14 protein-coding genes are annotated in these 17,856 nt (G+C 70.1%); 9 read left to right on the forward strand and 5 right to left on the reverse strand.

What is annotated here, in order from left to right; all coding sequences use genetic code 11:
• Positions 1-87: 87 nt before the first annotated feature.
• Positions 88-1,083 (reverse strand): helix-turn-helix transcriptional regulator, encoded by a 996-nt coding sequence (locus tag OG207_RS04540; RefSeq protein WP_329096118.1) that lies wholly within the window; start codon positions 1,081-1,083, stop codon positions 88-90.
• Between the two features lie 212 nt (positions 1,084-1,295).
• Between OG207_RS04540 and OG207_RS04545 the strand changes: the two genes are divergently transcribed.
• Complete coding sequence (locus tag OG207_RS04545; protein ID WP_329096119.1) at positions 1,296-2,897, forward strand: MFS transporter; 1,602 nt, start codon at positions 1,296-1,298, stop codon at positions 2,895-2,897.
• A 128-nt stretch (positions 2,898-3,025) separates the two neighbouring features.
• A complete protein-coding gene (locus OG207_RS04550; RefSeq protein WP_329096121.1) occupies positions 3,026-3,925 on the forward strand; it encodes a phosphotransferase in 900 nt (299 codons plus the stop codon).
• A 306-nt stretch (positions 3,926-4,231) separates the two neighbouring features.
• Here OG207_RS04550 and OG207_RS04555 read toward each other — a convergent pair whose 3' ends face one another.
• On the reverse strand, positions 4,232-4,894 hold the full coding sequence (locus tag OG207_RS04555; RefSeq protein WP_329096123.1) for a hypothetical protein: 663 nt from the start codon (positions 4,892-4,894) through the stop codon (positions 4,232-4,234).
• Positions 4,895-5,118: 224 nt separating this feature from the next.
• On the reverse strand, positions 5,119-5,298 hold the full coding sequence (locus OG207_RS04560) for a hypothetical protein (RefSeq protein ID WP_329096125.1): 180 nt from the start codon (positions 5,296-5,298) through the stop codon (positions 5,119-5,121).
• 160 nt (positions 5,299-5,458) lie between these two features.
• Here OG207_RS04560 and OG207_RS04565 point away from each other — a divergent pair, with 160 nt between their 5' ends.
• Positions 5,459-7,501: a protein kinase domain-containing protein gene (locus OG207_RS04565; protein ID WP_329096127.1), complete on the forward strand. Its 2,043-nt coding sequence runs from the start codon at positions 5,459-5,461 to the stop codon at positions 7,499-7,501.
• 462 nt (positions 7,502-7,963) lie between these two features.
• Here OG207_RS04565 and OG207_RS04570 read toward each other — a convergent pair whose 3' ends face one another.
• Positions 7,964-9,457 (reverse strand): long-chain-fatty-acid--CoA ligase, encoded by a 1,494-nt coding sequence (locus OG207_RS04570; protein WP_329096129.1) that lies wholly within the window; start codon positions 9,455-9,457, stop codon positions 7,964-7,966.
• 243 nt (positions 9,458-9,700) lie between these two features.
• Here OG207_RS04570 and OG207_RS04575 point away from each other — a divergent pair, with 243 nt between their 5' ends.
• From OG207_RS04575 to OG207_RS04600, 6 genes are all read left to right on the forward strand, one after another.
• Entirely contained in the window at positions 9,701-10,723 is a 1,023-nt protein-coding gene (locus OG207_RS04575; protein ID WP_329107433.1) for an AraC family transcriptional regulator, read from the forward strand.
• A gap of 333 nt (positions 10,724-11,056) precedes the next feature.
• Positions 11,057-12,109 (forward strand): 3-keto-5-aminohexanoate cleavage protein, encoded by a 1,053-nt coding sequence (locus OG207_RS04580; protein WP_329096131.1) that lies wholly within the window; start codon positions 11,057-11,059, stop codon positions 12,107-12,109.
• 168 nt (positions 12,110-12,277) lie between these two features.
• Positions 12,278-13,252 carry a quinone oxidoreductase family protein gene (locus OG207_RS04585; RefSeq protein ID WP_329096133.1) on the forward strand — a complete coding sequence of 325 codons (975 nt, stop codon included), beginning with the start codon at positions 12,278-12,280 and terminating at the stop codon, positions 13,250-13,252.
• Between the two features lie 48 nt (positions 13,253-13,300).
• The gene (locus OG207_RS04590) at positions 13,301-14,215 is read left to right on the forward strand and encodes a TauD/TfdA dioxygenase family protein (RefSeq protein ID WP_329096135.1); all 915 of its coding nucleotides are present in this window, start codon (positions 13,301-13,303) and stop codon (positions 14,213-14,215) included.
• Between the two features lie 105 nt (positions 14,216-14,320).
• Positions 14,321-15,604: an MFS transporter gene (locus OG207_RS04595; protein WP_329096137.1), complete on the forward strand. Its 1,284-nt coding sequence runs from the start codon at positions 14,321-14,323 to the stop codon at positions 15,602-15,604.
• Positions 15,601-16,185 (forward strand): RBBP9/YdeN family alpha/beta hydrolase, encoded by a 585-nt coding sequence (locus tag OG207_RS04600; protein WP_329096139.1) that lies wholly within the window; start codon positions 15,601-15,603, stop codon positions 16,183-16,185. The genes OG207_RS04595 and OG207_RS04600 overlap by 4 nt, the downstream gene beginning before the upstream one ends.
• A 136-nt stretch (positions 16,186-16,321) precedes the next feature.
• Here the strand turns inward: OG207_RS04600 and OG207_RS04605 are convergent, their stop codons facing one another.
• A complete protein-coding gene (locus tag OG207_RS04605; RefSeq protein WP_329096141.1) occupies positions 16,322-17,830 on the reverse strand; it encodes a DUF4246 domain-containing protein in 1,509 nt (502 codons plus the stop codon).
• Positions 17,831-17,856 lie beyond the last annotated feature (26 nt).

Here is a 17,856-nt window from a genome sequence, read left to right on the forward strand (position 1 = left end):
CGCCTCTCCTCTCCCGCCTCTCCTGTCCTGCCTCATGTGAGCGCGATCACGGGCCGGTTCGCCCCCGGGCGGACGCGTCGGCCGGTGTCACGCACGCGCGTCGGCCCGGGGGATGTCGACGTCGATACGGCCCCTCACACGGCGGGCCGCCTCGGCGAGTTCGGGCGGGCTCTCGACGGTGAACCGGCAGCCGAAGGTGACGAGGAAGCCGATGAGCCCCGACCACGACCAGGCCCCCATCCGTATCCGGGTGATCCGCTCGTCGACCGCTTCAAAACTCGCCGCGCCCGGGGCCCACTTGGCCACCAGCGCCGCAGGGCACTCCATCAGGACGGTGCCCCAGCAGGGCCAGGTGTCCGAGGTGTCTCCGCGGTCGGGCTGGCTCTGGACGAAGCGGGTGGCGTCGGCGCCGTCCCTCTCGGGGACTTCGCGCTGAGCGAAGCGCCAGCCGGTGGGGGCCGGCTGTTCGATCCGGTCGAGCCGGTAGGCGCGCCAGGAGCACTCGCGCTGGTCGTAGCCGACCAAGTACCAGCGTCCCGACCAGACGACGAGCCGGTGGGGTTCGGCGAGGACCTCGCTGCCGTCCACCTCGTCGACCTCGATGGGCCGGTAGGTGAACCGCACGAGTTCCCGCTCCTGCGCGGCGGCGCTCAGCTGTGCCACCAGTCCGGGGTCGACCTGGGGCGGGGCCAGCTCCCAGGCGTTCTCGATCTGTTCGATGGAGAAGGTCGCGAGGCGGCGGGAGAGATGGGGCGGCAGGAGTTCCCTGATGGAGTTCAGGGCGCGCTTGGTGGCGTCACCCATGCCGGCCACGGAGTCGGGCGCCGTCTGGAGGGACAGCGCGATGGCGATGGCCTGCTCATCGTCGACTATCAGCGGAGGAAGACGCGCCCCGCGGGACAGCCGGTAGTAGCCGGAGGGGCCCTTCGTCGCCGTAACGGGGTAGCCCAGTTCGCGGAGCCGGTTGATGTCGCGGCGGACGGTTCGCGCAGACACCCCCAGGCGCTCGGCCAGCCCGTCGCCGGTCCACTCCTTCTGTGCCTGAAGCAGGCCGAGGAGCTCCAGTGTGCGGTTGGCGATCAAGAATTGCCCTCCGATTGCGATCGGTAGAGGTCAGCACGTGTCCTCTTCTCCTGCGATGGTGCCTCTGCTCCGGGGGCGGCGCACGCCCCCTCCCGCTCCGGTGTTTCGCCCCCGGCGTTCCACCGGGTGCGTTGCATCGAGAAGATCGGAAGAACGCAGTGTCTGAAAATCCAACGCGATCCTCACCTGCCCGTCGGGACGCTTGGCTGGGTTTGGTCGCGATTTCCCTCGGTGTGTCGCTGGTGGTCGTCGACTTCACCATCGTCAACGTGGTGATGCCCCCCATCATCGACGACCTGAAGATCTCCGCGTTGGGCGCCCAGTGGGTCCAAGAGTCCTACGCGATCATCCTGGCAGCCCTGCTGCTGCTGATCGGGCGCCTGTCGGACATCGTGGGGGCACGCCGTCTGTTCGTCGTCGGCACCGTGGTCTTCGGGCTGGCGAGCATCGCCGCGGCGGTGGCGCCCTCCGGGCAGTTCCTGATCGTCAGCCGGTTCGCCCAGGGCGTCGGCGGCGCGATCGTCATGCCGACGTCGCTGGCGCTGCTCAACATGACCTTCCGGGGGCGCGACCGCGGCAAGGCGTTCGCCATCTGGGGGTCCACGATCGGTGCGGCCGCGGCGGTCGGACCGCTGTTGGGCGGCTGGCTCGCCGCGTACTCCTGGCGGTGGGCGTTCGGCATCAACGTCTTCGTCGTGGTTCTGATCCTCGCGGGCATCATGCGGTTCCTCCAGCCGTCCTCCCGGCAGCCGGGCAAGGTCGACGTCGGCGGCGGACTGCTGTCGGTGCTGGGCCTCGGACTCCTCGCCTTCGGTCTGGTCGAGGGCCGCAACTACGGTTGGTGGGAAGCCCGCAAGGGCTTCGGCCCCTTCGGTGACGGGGTGAACCTGTCGGTCGTCCCGGTCGCCCTGGCCGTCTCCGTGATCGGCCTCGCGCTCTTCCTCCGGCTGCAGGTCCGACTGACGCGCGCGAACGGCACGGCACCGCTGATGGACACCTCACTGTTCGGCATCAAGTCCTTCAGCACGGGCAACATCGCGACGCTGATCATCGCGCTGGCCGAGTTCGGCATCCTCGCCGTACTGCCCTTGTGGCTCCAGTACACCCTGGGGTACTCCGTACTCCAGACCGGCCTGATGGTCTTCGTCGTCGCAGTCGGCAGCTTCTTCGCGAGCGGTGCCAGCTTCGGCATGGCCCAGAAGACCGGCCCCGTCGGCCTGGTCCGCATCGGCCTGGTGCTCGAAGCGCTCGGCCTGCTGATGTTCGGCCTGCTCGCGAGCAGCGACTCCCAGTGGTGGGTCATCGGCATCGCCCTGTTCCTGTACGGCATGGGGGTCGGCTTCGCCACCGCGCAGGTCACCGGCGTCGTCCTGGCGGACGTACCGCCGCAGCAGGCCGGCCAGGGCTCCGGAATCCAGAGCGCCGCGCGTCAGCTCGGCTCCGCGCTCGGCATCGCGATCCTGACGTCGACGTTCTTCACGGCGCTGGACTCCGACCTGTCCGAGCGGCTCGCCCAGCAAGGAACGCCCGACGCCGCCGAGCTGTCCTCGGCGGTCTCCGACAGCGCGGGCGCGATGATCTCCGGGCTGAGCCGGCACCCCGGGACGGCCGCGGCCGCCGACGCCGCCCGGGACGCCATGTCCTACGGGGTCCAGATCAACGGCTACACCTGCGCCGCGCTGCTGGTGCTCGGAATGCTCGCGACCTTCCTGATCCCCCAACGCAAGCCGGACGCCCCGCAGTGGGGCGGACAGGACGCTTCCGACGGGGCGCCGGAAGCCGGCGCCGACCTCCAGCAGGCGCCCGCCTCCTAGCGTCCTGAGTCCGGAATACCGGTTCTTGACGTCGGATAATCCCGGCCAGTGCCGGGGCGCGACGAACAAGGACGTCGCGGGGCCGGGTGGGAAGGGCGCCCTCGGCCTCGATCCGTAGGGTTCGACCCATGGACTTCCCTCGTATCGATGCCGACCTGCTCGATCAGTGGTGTTCGCACCACCTCGGATCGAGGATCGTGGCCGAGCGCTTCCGGAGCGGCCGGCTTTCGGCCGTGATCGGTGCCGTACTCGCCGATGGTCGAAAGGTCGTCATCAAGGTTCGAAAGCCGGCCGCCCGCCTCGAAGGCTGCTTCGCCGTACAGAGTCTGCTGCACGCTTCCGGATATCCGGCTCCCGAGCCGATCCTCGCACCCACTCCACTCGGGGGGTGGACCGCCAGTGTCGAAGCACTGGTCGAGGGAGGGGATGAACTCCCCTCTTCGGGGCGGGATCCGGGGCCGTTCGCGTCGGCTCTCGAAGCGCTCGTGCGCACCGCCCGTCCGTTGGCCGCCGGTGTTGACCTCGAACCGAAGCCGTCGTGGAACCGCTGGGACCATGACGAGCCCGGGGCGTGGGCGACCGCCGAGGACGTCGAGCGGCCCTTCCACTCGGTGACGGGCCCGGACTGGCTCGAACGGGCCGGGCGAGCTGCGCGCGAACGGATCGCTTGCTGGCGGGCGCCGAAGGTCATCGGCCACGGCGACTGGTTCCGGGAGAACTTCCGCTGGCGCGGCGAAGAGCTCCACGTCGCGTACGACTGGGACAGTGCGATCACGGAGACGGAGGCGGTGATCGTGGGGATCGCCGCGGCCTATGTGGCTCCTTCCGTGGCGGAGTCGGCGGCGTTCCTCGCGGCGTACCAGGAAGTGGCCGGCCGCCGGTTCGAACGTGATGAGCTCGAAGTGAGCTGGGCGACCGGCCTTTGGCTGCGGGGGTGGAAGTCCAAGCGGCAGGTGGTGACCGGCGAACCGATACGGTCGCTGTCCGAGGACGAGGCGATCCGGCTGTCCGCCCTCGCCGGGCTCTGAGCGCCACAGTGCACTGGCGGCGGCTGTTCCGGCACGGACCCCGGCCGCCCCTCCCCGCCCTCGCCCGAGAGGCGCCGATCGACGGCCTGCGAGGGGCGCTGGACCGGCGCGGCGCACCCGCTCTGCAGACCGGAAGCCGAGCTCGACCGGTTCCGCTGGCTCATGGCCGGGGCCCCGGCGGCTTCGAACTGCGGGCCTCGGCCCCGGGTTCCTTCTTCGGGTGGGTCCGGTGGGTCCGGCGCCCCTTCGCTGCATCCGCCCAGGAGGTGGTGCGCGCCCTGGTGCGGGAACAGGACGCCGCCGTTCTCACCAAGGGCTCCGTACCCTGACGCCGAGGGCGCGGACGCGGTCCTGGGCCTGCGGGTCGAGCTTCAGCAACAGGTCCTCGCCGACGACTCCGTCGCGCCGCCAGATGGTGCAGAGGGTCTCCAGACCTGCTTCGGCGACCTCCGGCTCCGCGTCGGCCGAGGTCTGCACCAGGGCTTCGACGACCGGCCTGCCCTGCAGTCCCGCGACCGCCCGTGCCATCCGGGCCCGCTGCTCCGCCGGGACGGCCGGGTCGGCGAGCGAACGCAGCACGTCCGCCGTGTCGCGGGCGTCCTGGCAGGGCAGCACCCACAGCAGGTACACGAGTTGTGCGCCGAGCACGATCAGGTACTGCAGTGGCACGAGCAGGGCCACGGGCAGCAGCAGGGCCAGGGGCAGCACGATCAGCCAGCCGCCCCGGATCCGCGAGGCGCTGCCGGTCGGCGGCTCGAACCGTCGACCGGCCAGGAGGACGAGCACGAACATGGTCACGACCGTCAGGAGCGGCACCACGATCAGCCCCGCTCCCAGCCCCGCTCCGAACGACGCCCAGAAGGGATCGTCGCCCAGAACGGGCAGCACCAGGGCCGCGGCCAGCCAGCCGAGAGCGGCGGTCATGACGTAGCGCTGTAGGCAGTCCCACAGCCACCTTCCCGTACTCATGGCGGCTTCCTCATCTCAGCAGCTCTTCGTGCAGGTGCCACTGCCCCGCGTCCGGTCGTCACGGTCCTTGTATAGGAGGCCTTCGACACCGTCGGGGGCATCGTAGCCACTGGTGTGGACCCTTCTGTCGTGTGCCCGGCCTCTTGCCCTCCGGCCAGTTGGCCGCCGCCGGTCCGCGAGCGGAGCCGAAGGCGGTCGCGTACCGCATGGACACCGTCAGCTCGTCAGCACCCGTCGCCGAGGTTGATCCCCGCCGCGGCGGCCGAGTGCACGACGTACGGCTGGATCAGTTCCATCGGGATCGCCAGAACGTTGAACCAGACGGTGATACCGGCGACGAGGCCCGGCCAGCTCTCCCCGAGCCGGCGGCCGTACCGTCCGCGCAGCCGCCGTGCGAGCAGCACGCACACGCCCACCGCCGCCAGCCCGAGGCCCGCACGCGAGCAGGGGACGAGCCGTCAGGGGCGCCCCGGTCCGGTCTCCGCGAGGGTCTCGCTTGACTGGTGGTCGGCACGACATGTAGGGAGAGGCTGTTCATCGCGCAAGGTGTGAAACGGGGGACATGTGAAGCCGCTCGAAACGGGTGATCCCACCTCGCTCGGCGATGGCCGCTACCGGCTGGTGGGACGGCTCGGCCAGGGGGGCATGGGCGTGGTCTACCTGGGCCGCTCCCGGTCCGGCCGTGCGGTCGCCGTCAAGGTCGTACGTCCCGAGCTGAGCACCGAGCCCGGGTTCCGGCGCAGGTTCGCCGACGAAGTCGCGGCCGCGCGGCGGGTCGGAGGCTTCCACACCGCGCCAGTGGTCGACGCCGACCCAGAGGGGGAGCCGGCCTGGCTGGTGACGGCCTTCGTGCCCGGTCCCACCCTGCAAGCGGTACTGGCGCGCGTCGGATCGCTGCCCCTGGACACGCTCACGGTGCTGGCCGCCGGCCTGGCCGAGGCACTCGAGGCGATCCACCGAGCAGGGGTCATCCACCGCGATCTCAAGCCCGCGAACATCATCGTCGCGGAGGACGGACCGCGTGTCATCGATTTCGGCATCGCGCGCGCACTGGACGGTACGTCCCTGACCCAGACCGGCCTGCAGGTCGGCACGCCGGGATTCCTGGCACCCGAGCAGCTCACCGGCGGTGGCGTGCTCACCCCCGCGGTCGACATGTTCGCTCTGGGGGTGGTGCTCACCCAGGCGGCGGGCGGCGCCCCCTTCGGCGACGGCCCGTCCGCGGCCAGGCACTACAAGGTGGTCTACGAGGAGCCGGACCTGACCGCGGTGCCCGGTGAACTCCGCGCAGCCATCGGCGCCTGCCTGTCCAAGGACCCGGCGGCACGGCCCACACCGGCCGCCTTCCTCGGTACCCTCACCGTCCGCCACCCGGATCACGGCTCCTGGCTGCCGGAGGCGGCGACGCAGTTGCTGCCGTCCCCGGAACCGGCGGCGCGTCCCACCACGCCGGACAGCCCGTCGGACAGCCCGTCGGACACCGCGCAGGAACTCCCGGTCCCGGACACCGCACCGCCCGCCGTCGCGGAGCCCCGTACCGATCAGTCGCGCACCGTGACGGGGCCCGCGGCGCGCCTCTCCCCCGCCCCCGCGCAGGTGCCGCAGGCGGTTCCGGGGAAGCCCCGGCGTCACCGCGGCGCGGTGGTGGCGGCGTTGCTCGTGACGTCGCTCGCAGCCGTCGGCCTGTTCGTGTGGCAGCCCTGGAAGGACTCGGACAAGGACAGTTCCAAGCCCGGCGCGGCCACGCCCACCGGATCCGCCCCGGCCCCTGCCCCGTTCCCGGCCGATCCCCTGCTGATCCGGCAGGACACCGCCCCGGGCTGGCCCGGAACGTGCAACGGCGTCATCGCCCGCCGGGACGCCGCCTCGGAGAAGCCCGTGCAGCTCATCGCCGGGGGCGCGGGCACGTGCGACACCCTGCCCCAGTGGTCCCCCGACCGCAGGTCGTTCGCGTTCACCCGCAGCACTTCCGAGGGCGCGGCCGTCTGGACCGCCCACGCCGACGGTTCGAACGCGCGGCGGATCGCCTCCGTCGCCAACGGCAGGGTGTCCTGGTCTCCGGACGGCAGCCGGCTGGCCGTGCTGCGCATGAAGGACGGCGTACAGCAGCTGTTCGTGGTCGGCGTCGCCGACGGTGCGGCCCGCCAGCTCACGTCGGGCGGGGGCCAGGTCGAGGATCCCGCGTGGTCGCCGGACGGCAAGAGCATCGCGGTCTGTCTCCAGACGGGGCCCGGGAACTGGCAGATCCACGTGGTCGACCCCGCCGACCCGAACCGGGCCCCACAGCAGGTGACCCACCTGCCCCATCCGGCACTCGACCCGGTGTGGTCACCCGACGGCACCACGTTCGCCTACACGGCGGGGACGTACGGCACGGGCACTCAGGGCGACATCCGCCTCGTGGATGCCGACGGCAGTGACGATCGTGAACTGGTCGCCACCAGCGCCCATGAAATGGACCCCGCCTGGTCCGCCGACGGCGCCTGGGTGGCGTTCGTCCGCGGTCCGTACGAGAAGCCCGCGATCTGGGCCGTGCGCACGGACAAGACCAGCGAGCGCCCGCTCACCACCGGCGCCACCACCGAGGGACATCCGGCCTGGCACTGACTCTCATCGGCGGCGGAGGACCGGGTACCGGAGGCCGGAGGGAAGTATCCGGATCGTGGCCGGACCCGCGCGGTTCCCGACAGCGGCCAGCGACCGGTGGTCTTCAACGACCAGATCGGCCTCGCCGCCGTCTGACCCCTACCCCAACTACCCCAACGCCGCGCCCGGCCTCTGACCGGAGATAGCCTCCGGTGCGGGCGGCCCGCGGCCCCTGCGGGGCGTACGCCTTCGACGCGAGCAACATCTGCGCCGGCGGATTCGAACGCCTCGGGCCGCAAGGTGCGCAGCTCGCCGCGGGCCTGTGTCCTGTCGGTACGCTGCGCCCGTGCCGCCCCGCCGCCGCCGATCAGCCGCCCACGCAGGGCTCGGCCGCCCCGTTCGGGCAGGGCTCCCCGTCGTCCAGCGGGGGCGGGAGAGGAAGGCCGTCCTCAGGAGCCGGACCCAGGGCGAGCCCGGCCAGGGTCACCTACCGGTGACCACGATCTCGCGCTTGAGGATCTTGCCGGTGGGGCCCTTGGGGAGCTCGGCCCTGAAGGTGACGATCCTCGGGTACTTGTACGCCGCCACCCGATCCCTGGCGTACTCCCGGATCTCCTCGGCCGTGACCTCGGCACCGGGCCGGAGCACGATCACCGCTGCGATCTCCTCGCCGTGGAACGAGTGCGGCACGCCGACGACGGCGGCTTCGGCGACGGACGGGTGTGTGTAGAGCACCTCCTCGACTTCACGCGGGTACACGTTGTAGCCACCACGGATGATCAGGTCCTTCTTGCGGTCGACGATGAAGTAGAAGCCGTCCTCGTCGACGCGCGCCAGATCACCGCTGTGGAACCATCCGTCGTGGACCGCCGCCGCCGTGGCCTCGGGGCGGTTCCAGTAGCCCGTCATGAGGTTCTCGCCACGGATCGCGATCTCACCGACCTCTCCCGAGGACACCGCGCCGCCGCCCTCGGCAACGAGCTTCATCTCGACTCCGCGGACGGGCTGTCCGATCGAGCCCGCCTTGCGCGGGCGGTCCGGGTGGTTGAAGGCGGCGACCGGTGAGGTCTCGGAGAGTCCGTATCCTTCGAGGACGGTGACACCGAAGCGCCGCTCGAAGCCGTGCAGCACCTCTACCGGAAGCGAGGCGCCGCCCGAGACGGCCAGGCGGAGCCCGCGGGCGCTGAAGCCTTCGGGGAGCTCGGCATGGAGCAGCGCGGCGTACATCGTCGGCACGCCGAGGAACACGGTGACCTTGTCGCGGGCGATGGTCTCCAGGGCGCGCTGCGGCTCGAACCGCGGCAACAGGGTCAGTGTGGCGCCGGCGGCAACGGCCGTGTTCAGCGCGCAGGTCTGGCCGAAAGCGTGGAAGAGGGGCAGGCCACCGAAGAGCACGTCGTCGGGTCCGACCCGAAGCAGCGTCTCGGCCGCGGTGGCCGCGTTGGTGGCCAGGTTCCGGTGGGACAGTTCGGCCCCCTTCGGTGTGCCGGTCGTGCCCGAGGTGTAGAGGATGAGGGCCGGGTCGTCATCTGTACGGTCGACGACGCCGGGCACCGGTGCGTGGGCCCGCAACAAGTCGTCGAAGTCCGCGGGCTCGGTCACCAGGCATTCTGTTCCGGTCTCGGCAGCGGCCTTGACGGCCTCGTCCGCGAACACGGGGAACACCAGCGAGATCCGCGCCCCGCAGTCGCGCAGGGTGAATGCCAGTTCACGTGCCTTGAGGAGCGGATTCATCGGCACGACCACACCGCCGGCCCGCAGGATGCCGTAATAGGCGACCGGGAACAGCGGCACGTTGGGCATGGCCAGCGCGATGCGGTCGCCGGGCTGGACGCCGCGGGCGCGCAGGAGGGCGGCCACCCTGGCGCTCGCGTCGTCCAACTGGGCGTAAGTGAGCGTCTTGCCGTCATGGCGGACGGCGATGCGATCGCCCTGGGCCGCGGCGGAGTCCACGAGGAACGTGGCGAGGTTGGTCATGTCGGCAATCTCCTTGGGTTCGTCTCGGCTTGCGACGAGCAGCCCGAGGGCGGATCCCGTCACGAGGGGTGGTGACCCCGGCGCGAGCGCGGGCGCTACCGGTGCCGTGCGACGGGGCCCAGGGCGGTCACCACGTGCGGACCGGGCCGGTGAACGGCGCCATGCTAGGTTGCCCGCTCCACGCCGTGCTTGTCCTGGCGTGACATGGGACTTTTCTTTTCGGGACAGTCTTGGAGCGTGCACATGAAGCCCCTGGTCCGCACCGCAGCCCTCAGCGGCTACGTCGAGCTGTGTCGATCGCTCGGTATCGACCCTCAGCCGCTGATGAAGCGCGTGGGCCTGGACACTGCCGCCCTCGCCGTCCAGGACCGATGGATCTCCGGCTGCGCCGCGGTCCAGGTGCTGGGACTGTCGGCAGCCGCCACGGGTCACGAGGACTTCGGATTGCTCATGGCGGAGTTCCGGCGCTTCTCCAACCTCGGCCCCATCAGTCTGGTCGTCCGTGAGGAACCCGATGTGCGCAGTGCCCTGGGTCTATTGATCCGCCATCAGCACATGTACAACGAGGTCCTGGACACCCGGCTGTCCGAGGGGGACGGGCTGGCCACGCTGAAGGTCGACCTGCGTCTCGGCCGAGCAATGGACACCCGGCAGGCCACGGAGCTGGCCGTCGCCGCCTACCACCGGATCCTGCGCGACTTCCTGCACACCCGGTGGCGGCCGCTCTCCGTCTGGTTCAGGCACCCGGCACCGGCGGACGTCTCGACGCACCGGCGCGCCTTCGGCCCCATCGTGGAGTTCGACCGCGAGTTCGACGGCATCGTCTTCTACGCGGGCGATCTCGACGCGCCCAACGCGATGGCGGATCCGCTCCTTCGCGAGTACGCCCACCAGTACTTCGAGGCGATCACCGTGCCCCGGGACACCACCGCCGCGGACCGGGTGCGCGAGCTGATCGAGGTCCTGCTGCCGACGGGGCGCTGCTCGATCGAGCAGGTCGCCCGAAGCCTGGGCGTGGACCGGCGAACCGTCCACCGGCACCTGGCCGCCTCGGGCGAGACGTTCTCCTCGCTCCTGGGCGCCACCCGCCGGCACCTCGCCGAGCAGTTCGTCGCGAACCCACGGCGCTCACTCACCGAGATCTCCGACCTGCTGGGCTTCTCGTCGCTGAGCGGTTTCTCGCGCTGGTTCCACGAGCAGTTCGGGTGCAGTCCCCGGGCATGGCGCAGCGCCAGGAGCCGACCCCCGCGCCCCGGCCAGGACTGACACCGCGGGCCGGAGCGACCCGGCCGAGCCGGGCCGGCCCACTCGACACGGCCCACTCGATGTCCCTAAATGACAAATTTTCTGTCCCTGAAGGTCAAGCGATCGCGATTGCCCGCCCCTACCTTGGCACCACCGCAGAGACGCGGTCGGCCGCCGGACGGGAGCGGGTTCCCCTATGCACGCTTCCTCCAGACCGGTCGATCGTACGAGGGCCGCCATGCGCCCACTGTCCCCGGTGACCCGCATCCATCCTCGCCGGACGTCGCAACCCCTCGCATCGCACGTGGCGATGGTTCCGGCGAGTGATCACCGATCGCACGAAGGAGACGGACCGTGCATTTCCACGACGACTCACTCTTCCCGGAAAACCAGGAGAAGCTGGTGATCCAGGCCGCTCCCTACGGGCCGGAGTGGCTGCCCGGCGACGCCGACGACCTCCCCCTGACGATGGACGAGCACGTACAGGCGGCCGTGGACTGCTACAACGCCGGAGCCACCGTGCTCCACATCCACGTACGTGAGCTCGACGGCAAGGGTTCCAAGCGGATGTCCATGTTCAACGAGCTGCTGGGCCGACTGCGCCAGGCCGTGCCGGAGATGGTCCTGCAGATCGGCGGCTCGATCTCGTTCGCTCCGGAGGGCGAGGGCAGCGAGGCCAAGTGGCTGAGCTATGACACCCGCCACCTGCTGGCCGATCTCGACCCCGCGCCCGACCAAGTGACGATCGCGATCAACACCAGCCAGATGAACATCGTCGAGATCATGACCGACGACGACCTGGCAGGCACTTCGATCGCGAAGCCCGAGTACTACAAGGCCTACCGCGACATGGTCGTCGAGGCGGGCCCCGACTTCTACCTGGAGCACCTGGAGCGGCTGCGCGAGAACGGCATCCAGCCGCACTTCCAACTCGCCACGCTGGCCCAGCTCGAAACCGTGGAGCGGCTCATCCGGGCCGGCGTCCACACCGGCCCGCTGATCCTCAACTACGTGGCCATCGGCGGCGGTTTTGCGGGCCGGCACCCGGCAGACCTGATCGAGTTCGTCCGTCGCACCCCGGATGGCGCCGTCCTCACCATCGAGAGTTCCATGCGTGCGGTGGCGCCGATGAACGCGATCGGCATCGCGCTCGGTGTACACGTGCGCGTGGGCAACGAGGACAACCTGTGGCGGCGGAAGGGCGAGCGCATGACCACCCTCGAACAGATCGAGCAGATGGTGCACATCTCCGAGGCGCTCGGCCGCAACATCGCGACGGGCGCCGAGGCGAAGAAGATCTACAAGCTCGGCGAGTACTACTCCGGGGCCGACGAGACGCTCGCCCGTCTCGGCATGGTGCCGAACCGCCGCCCCGGCCAGCGCGGCCCCATGCTGCGCGTCGTCTGATCGCGGCACGGGACCACCACGCCGTCCTGTCGCCGTGCCGCCGCGCGGCTACGGACCCCCAGGGCTGCCGTGGCCCCAGCGGCTGCCGTGGCCCCGGGGCTGCCGTGCCCCCGGCACCGGCGGCCCCAGCCTCTCTTCCCCACCTCCCACGAACAACGGAGCACGCCCATGGCTCACGCCATTCGCTTCAAGGAGACCGGCGGTCCCGAAGTCCTGCGCCGGGAGGAGGTCGTCGTCGGCGACCCCGGGCCGGGCGAGGTACGGATCCGGCACGAAGCCGTCGGACTCAACTTCGCCGACACCTACTTCCGCAGCGGCCTGTATCCCGCACCGCTGCCCGCCGGACTGGGTGTCGAGGCAGCGGGGGTGGTCCAGGCGGTGGGCGAAGGCGTCACCCACGTCGCCGAGGGCGACCGGGTCACGTACACCGGAAGCCCGCTCGGTGCCTACAGCACGGAACGGGTCATGCACGCCGGCTCTTTGATCCCCTTGCCGGACGGCATCGGCTTCGAGACGGCCGCCTCGATGACCATGCGCGGCCTCACTTCCGCCTACTTGTTGCGCAGGATCCACCCGCTGAAGGCCGGGGAAACGATCCTGCTGACTGCGGCGGCGGGTGGTGTCGGCCTCATCGTCTGCCAGTGGGCCAAGCTGCTGGGGCTGACCGTCATCGGCACCGTCTCCACCGAGGAGAAGGCCGAGCTCGCCCGCGCCCACGGCTGCGACCACGTCATCCGCTACCCGCGCGAGAACGTGGCCGAGCGGGTGCGCGAGCTGACGAACGGCGTCGGCGTCCCGGTCGCCTTCGACAGCATCGGTAGGTCCACCTACGCCGCCTCCCTGGCCTCGCTACGGCGCCGCGGTCTGCTCGTCTGCTTCGGTACCGCGTCCGGAGCGGTCCCACCCATCGACGCCATGCAACTGGCGATCAGCGGCTCCCTGTTCGTCACCCGGCCGGCTCTCGCCGACTACATCGCCGACCCTGCGGAGCGAGCGGCGCTGGCGGGAGAGCTCTTCGACCACGTCGCTTCCGGACGCATCGCCATCGAAGTCAACCAGCGCTACGCGCTCGACGACGCCGTACGGGCGCACCGCGAGCTGGAGTCGGGGCGGACCACGGGATCGTCCGTCTTCGTCCTCTGAGCCGCTGCCACATCACGCGCGTCTCCACCCCCTCCAGGAGGAAGCACCATGGAAAAGACCGTCTCTTCGTCGGAAGGCGCACTCTGGTCGGTGCGCGCCCACTCCCGCGGCTCGATCGAGGTCGAGCCGCTGACCTGCACCATCGGCGCCGAACTCTCCGGAGTGAACCTCGGCGACGCCGTGCACGACGACGACCTGTTCGCCGACATCAAGGCCCTGCTCCTGCAGTACAAGGTGCTGTTCCTGCGGGAACAGGACATCACGCGCGCCGACCACGTCGCCTTCGCCGAGCGCTTCGGCCCGCTGGAGGACCACCCGGTGGCCGGCAGTGACCCCGACAACCCCGGCCTGGTACGGATCTACAAAGATCCGGACAGCGCGCCCGAGCACTACGAGAACGCGCTGCACACCGACGCCACCTGGCGCGAGAACCCGCCCATGGGCGCCGTACTGCGCTGCATCGAGTCGCCCCCGGTGGGCGGTGACACGATCTGGGTCAACATGGCCGAGGCCCACCGCCGGCTGCCGGAGCACCTCAAGACGCAGATCCGGGGACTGCGGGCCCGGCACAGCATCGAGGCCACCTTCGGCGCCGCCATGCCACCGGAGGAACGTCACGCGCTGGCAGCGCGGTTCCCCGACGCGGAGCACCCGGTGGTGCGCACCCACCCCGAGACGGGCGAACAGATCCTCTTCGTCAACGCCTTCACCACGCACTTCGTCAACTACCACACCCCCGAGAACGTGCGCTTCGGGACGGACTACGCCCCCGGCGCGGGCCTCCTGCTGAACCACCTGATCAGCCAGGCCGCCGTCCCCGAGTACCAAGTGCGCTGGCGCTGGACGCCGAACAGCGTCGCCATCTGGGACAACCGCTCCACCCAGCACTACGCCGTCCAGGACTACTGGCCCGCCGTCCGCAAGATGGAGCGCGCCGGAATCGTCGGCGACCGGCCCTTCTAACCCTTTCCCTTTCCGCCACGAGCAGTTGAGGTGATGACAATGGGGTTTCTCACCACTGCGGAAGCCGCCCCGGGAAGAACCGGTTCCGGTTCCTCGGAGTGGCCCGTGTCCCGGCGCTACGCCTGGGTGGTCTTTGCACTGAGTTTCGGACTCCTGCTCTCGGACTACATGTCCCGGCAGGTCCTCAACGCCGTCTTCCCGATGCTGAAGGCGGACTGGGTCCTCTCGGACGCCCAACTGGGCTCCCTCAGCGGCATCGTGGCGCTGGCGGTCGGTCTGCTCACCCTCCCGCTCTCGCTGCTGGCCGACCGATGGGGCAGGGTGAGGTCCCTGGTCATCGCAGCCACGATGTGGAGCCTGGCAACCCTGGGCTGTGCGGTGGCGGCGAACTACGACCAGATGTTCACCGGCCGGCTCTTCGTCGGCATCGGCGAGGCCGCGTACGGCAGTGTCGGTATCGCCGTGGTCCTCAGCGTCTTCCCGCGTGCCCTGCGGGCGACGCTCTCGGGGGCCTTCATCGCCGGCGGGGCCTTCGGTTCGGTCCTGGGCGTGTCCATCGGCGGCGCCGTGGCCCAGGCGTACGGCTGGCGCTGGGCGTTCGGCGTGATGGGGGTCTTCGGCCTGGTGCTCGCGGGCATCTACGCCGTGGTGGTCAAGGAGAAGCAACTGGCCCCGCGGCAGGATCCGGCGGTGCACGGGGCCGGCACGGATGGACGTGACCACCTCCGCGTGCTCCTCCCGCGGCTGTTCTCCTCCGTCTCGGTGGTCAGCGCCTACGTCGGCAGCGGTCTGCAGTTGTTCATCGCGGGCGCCCTGATCGCCTGGCTGCCCAGCTACTTCAACCGCTACTACGACATGCCCACCGCACAAGCCGGAGCGACCGCGGGCCTGTTCGCCCTGGTGATCGGTATCGGCATGATCGTCGGCGGCATCGTCTCGGACCGGATCAGCCGGCGCGCCCCGATCCGCAAGTGGGCCGTCGCCATCAGCTGCAGCGTGGGCTCCCTCGTCCTACTGATGACCGCGTTCCGCCTACCGGCCAGCCCCGTACAGCTGCTCGTGCTGGGGCTGGGAACCGTGCTGTGCGCCGGAACGGCCGGGCCCGGGGCCGCCATGGTGGCGAACCTGACGCCCGCTGCGATCGCCGCCACGGCGTTCGCCACGCTCACGCTGGCCCAGAGCCTGCTCGGACTCGCCCCCGGCCCCGCGGTCACCGGGATGCTCGCCGACCGGCTCGGTCTGCTCGGCGCGCTCCGGCTCGTCCCGCTCGTGGCGATCGCGGCCACCGCGGCGTTCCTGCTCGGCCGCCACTCCTACGACCGTGACGTACACCGTCTGACCGGGGTCGCTCCGGGGACGGAGCCGCAGAAGAGGGAGGTGTCCTCGTGAGCGGTACCACCGATCCGGTGGTCGTGATCGTCCCCGGCCTGCGCGACCACGTCGAGGAGCACTGGCAAACCCTGCTGGCGGTTCGACTCACCGAGGCCGGGCGCAGCGTCCGCACCGTGCCCCCGCTGACGCAGGACCGGCTGAGCTGCGAGGCAGGCGTCGCCGCACTGGACGAGGTGGTGGTGCAGATCGCGGGGCCCGTCGTACTGGTTGCCCACAGCGCCGGTGTGATCACCACCGTCCACTGGTCCCGGCGGCACCCGGCGCAGGCGCAGGTACAGGGGGCGCTGCTGGTGACGCCGCCGGACTTCGAGCAGCCCTTGCCGGAGGGCTACCCCAGCACCGACGTGCTTGACGCGAATGGCTGGAACCCGGTGCCCCGCTCGCCGCTGCCCTTCCCCACCATCGTCGCGGCCAGCTCGAACGACCCGCTGGGCACCGTGCAGCGAGTGGCCGAGCTGGCCCGGAACTGGGGTGGCCGCCTCGTGGAACTCGGCGACGTCGGCCACCTCAACCCCGCCTCCGGCCACGGCTCGTGGCCGAGGGGGGAGGAACTCCTCCGCGAGCTCGAACACAGTTGATCCCGCGTACGGCCCCGCGCGAAGGACGACGACGAACACCGGCACCGGCGGGTGCCGGGGCCCGCCGGATGGGTGTCGTCGCCCGTTGATTCCTTCCTCCGCGACTGCGCAGGCCTGGTCGCGGGCCGGAAGAGGTTCAGTGCTCGCAGAGGGAGAATTCTCTCTCGTAGAGCTGCTCGTTGTGTTCGTCGACGAAGAACTTGCGTTCCTGCATGAGTTGTTCCCGGTAGTCCTTGGCCTGCTCGAGCGTCATGGTCGAGGTGTCGGACCAGGGTTGTTGCGGCGGCACATCGGATGTCGAAACGATCCTTTCCGACGGATCGACCAAGAAGAACGCCAGAATCTTGCGGTGTCCCGGGCGTGTGGGGTCCGACAGGCGGAACGAGCCGACGCGGTGCTGCAGGATGTTCGGGAACGCCAGGCAGCGGCCCGCTGGGGTCGATGTCGATCCCAGCATCTGGTTCAGTGCGTCTTCGTCCTCCAGCCCGTAGACCTCGCGCAGGCCGTCGTCGTCGTTCTGTTCGTAGTTCGGGTCGTCGAGGGCCGCCCGGAAGCTCAGCCGGCTCTCGGTGATGTTCTCGCTGTCCCAGTAGTAGATGCCGGTCGAGACGATCCGCTCGTTCATCATCCCCTCGACGTGCCAGGAACCGCCGGGGTACTCGGGCTTGTCCGGGGTGAGATGAATGGTGGCGAGTTTGACGATGACCTGCAGGCTGCGCCCGCGCAGGTCGACCCGGGAGGATTCTCCGGGCAACTCGGGCGCCGTGAAGGCCGGGGCGTCCGGGACGGCCGGGCGACGGTTTTCCCACCAGTCGTCATGGGCTTCTCCCCATGCACGGCGGGCTTCCGCGTAGGCCCCGTCATCGTCGTAGGAGGTCCTCTTCGGATACTCCGGCTTCGAGTCGTACCACCCGTAAGGATCGGCCTCGATTCGCAGGGGTCGCGGATGGCGCAGATCGGTGAGCACGTTCTCCAGCAGCGGGCGGAAGCACGCGAACAAGTCCGGTAGGACGGAGGCCAGTTCGCGATGAACCTCGGGGTGAACGTTGTTGACGTAGGAACGGAAGGCGACGGCGCCGTCGTCACTGACGTCGACGTCTGTGGGCAGCCACTGGAATTTCTCCGAGAACTCGTACTTCGAGTAGCGGTCCGTCGGATTCTCCCAAGCCCTCTCGGGCGCCCCGCTCACCTCTCTCACCAGGCAGAACAGTGAGGGATGAACGAGATCCAGTACCTGGCCGTCGGATCCGGGGTGCCAGTCCCGTTCCGCTTCGGGGGCCCGCTCCAGAACCCGAACCGCCTCGCGCAGCCGGAATCCGAGCTCGTCGTCGACCAGCGCGTCCGACTGCCACACCCCGTCGACGGCGGACACCTCGACGCCGGTTCGTCCGTCCCTCAGCGCGGCGTAGTGCAGGAGTTCGGCAAGCACGTGACGAACCTGAGCTTCGGTGAGGCCTTGGGCCACCGCCTCCTGCATCCACCTGGCGACGATGTCGGCATCGTTCATCTTGTCAAACCACCCCGGCTTGGCCCGAATGAGCGCGCTGTACTGCATCATCTGAAGTTCCCGCAGTGTTCGGGGTGTCGCGAACGACAGGGAACGGGAAGCAGCAAAAGGCAGCGGGAAAGCAGGCAGGCCGGTCAATTCTCTTGGTCCTTGCTCAGTAGGCG

The organism is Streptomyces sp. NBC_01439 (genome assembly GCF_036227605.1).
Lineage (GTDB): Bacteria > Actinomycetota > Actinomycetes > Streptomycetales > Streptomycetaceae > Streptomyces.

Excerpts from the sequence above, each read along its gene's own strand:
- OG207_RS04550 (WP_329096121.1), top strand. The coding sequence starts at position 3,026 with ATGGACTTCCCTCGTATCGATGCCGACCTGCTCGATCAGTGGTGTTCG.
- OG207_RS04555 (WP_329096123.1), bottom strand. The coding sequence starts at position 4,894 with ATGAGTACGGGAAGGTGGCTGTGGGACTGCCTACAGCGCTACGTCATG.
- OG207_RS04570 (WP_329096129.1), bottom strand. The coding sequence starts at position 9,457 with ATGACCAACCTCGCCACGTTCCTCGTGGACTCCGCCGCGGCCCAGGGC.
- OG207_RS04575 (WP_329107433.1), top strand. The coding sequence starts at position 9,701 with ATGAAGCCCCTGGTCCGCACCGCAGCCCTCAGCGGCTACGTCGAGCTG.
- OG207_RS04585 (WP_329096133.1), top strand. The coding sequence starts at position 12,278 with ATGGCTCACGCCATTCGCTTCAAGGAGACCGGCGGTCCCGAAGTCCTG.
- OG207_RS04590 (WP_329096135.1), top strand. The coding sequence starts at position 13,301 with ATGGAAAAGACCGTCTCTTCGTCGGAAGGCGCACTCTGGTCGGTGCGC.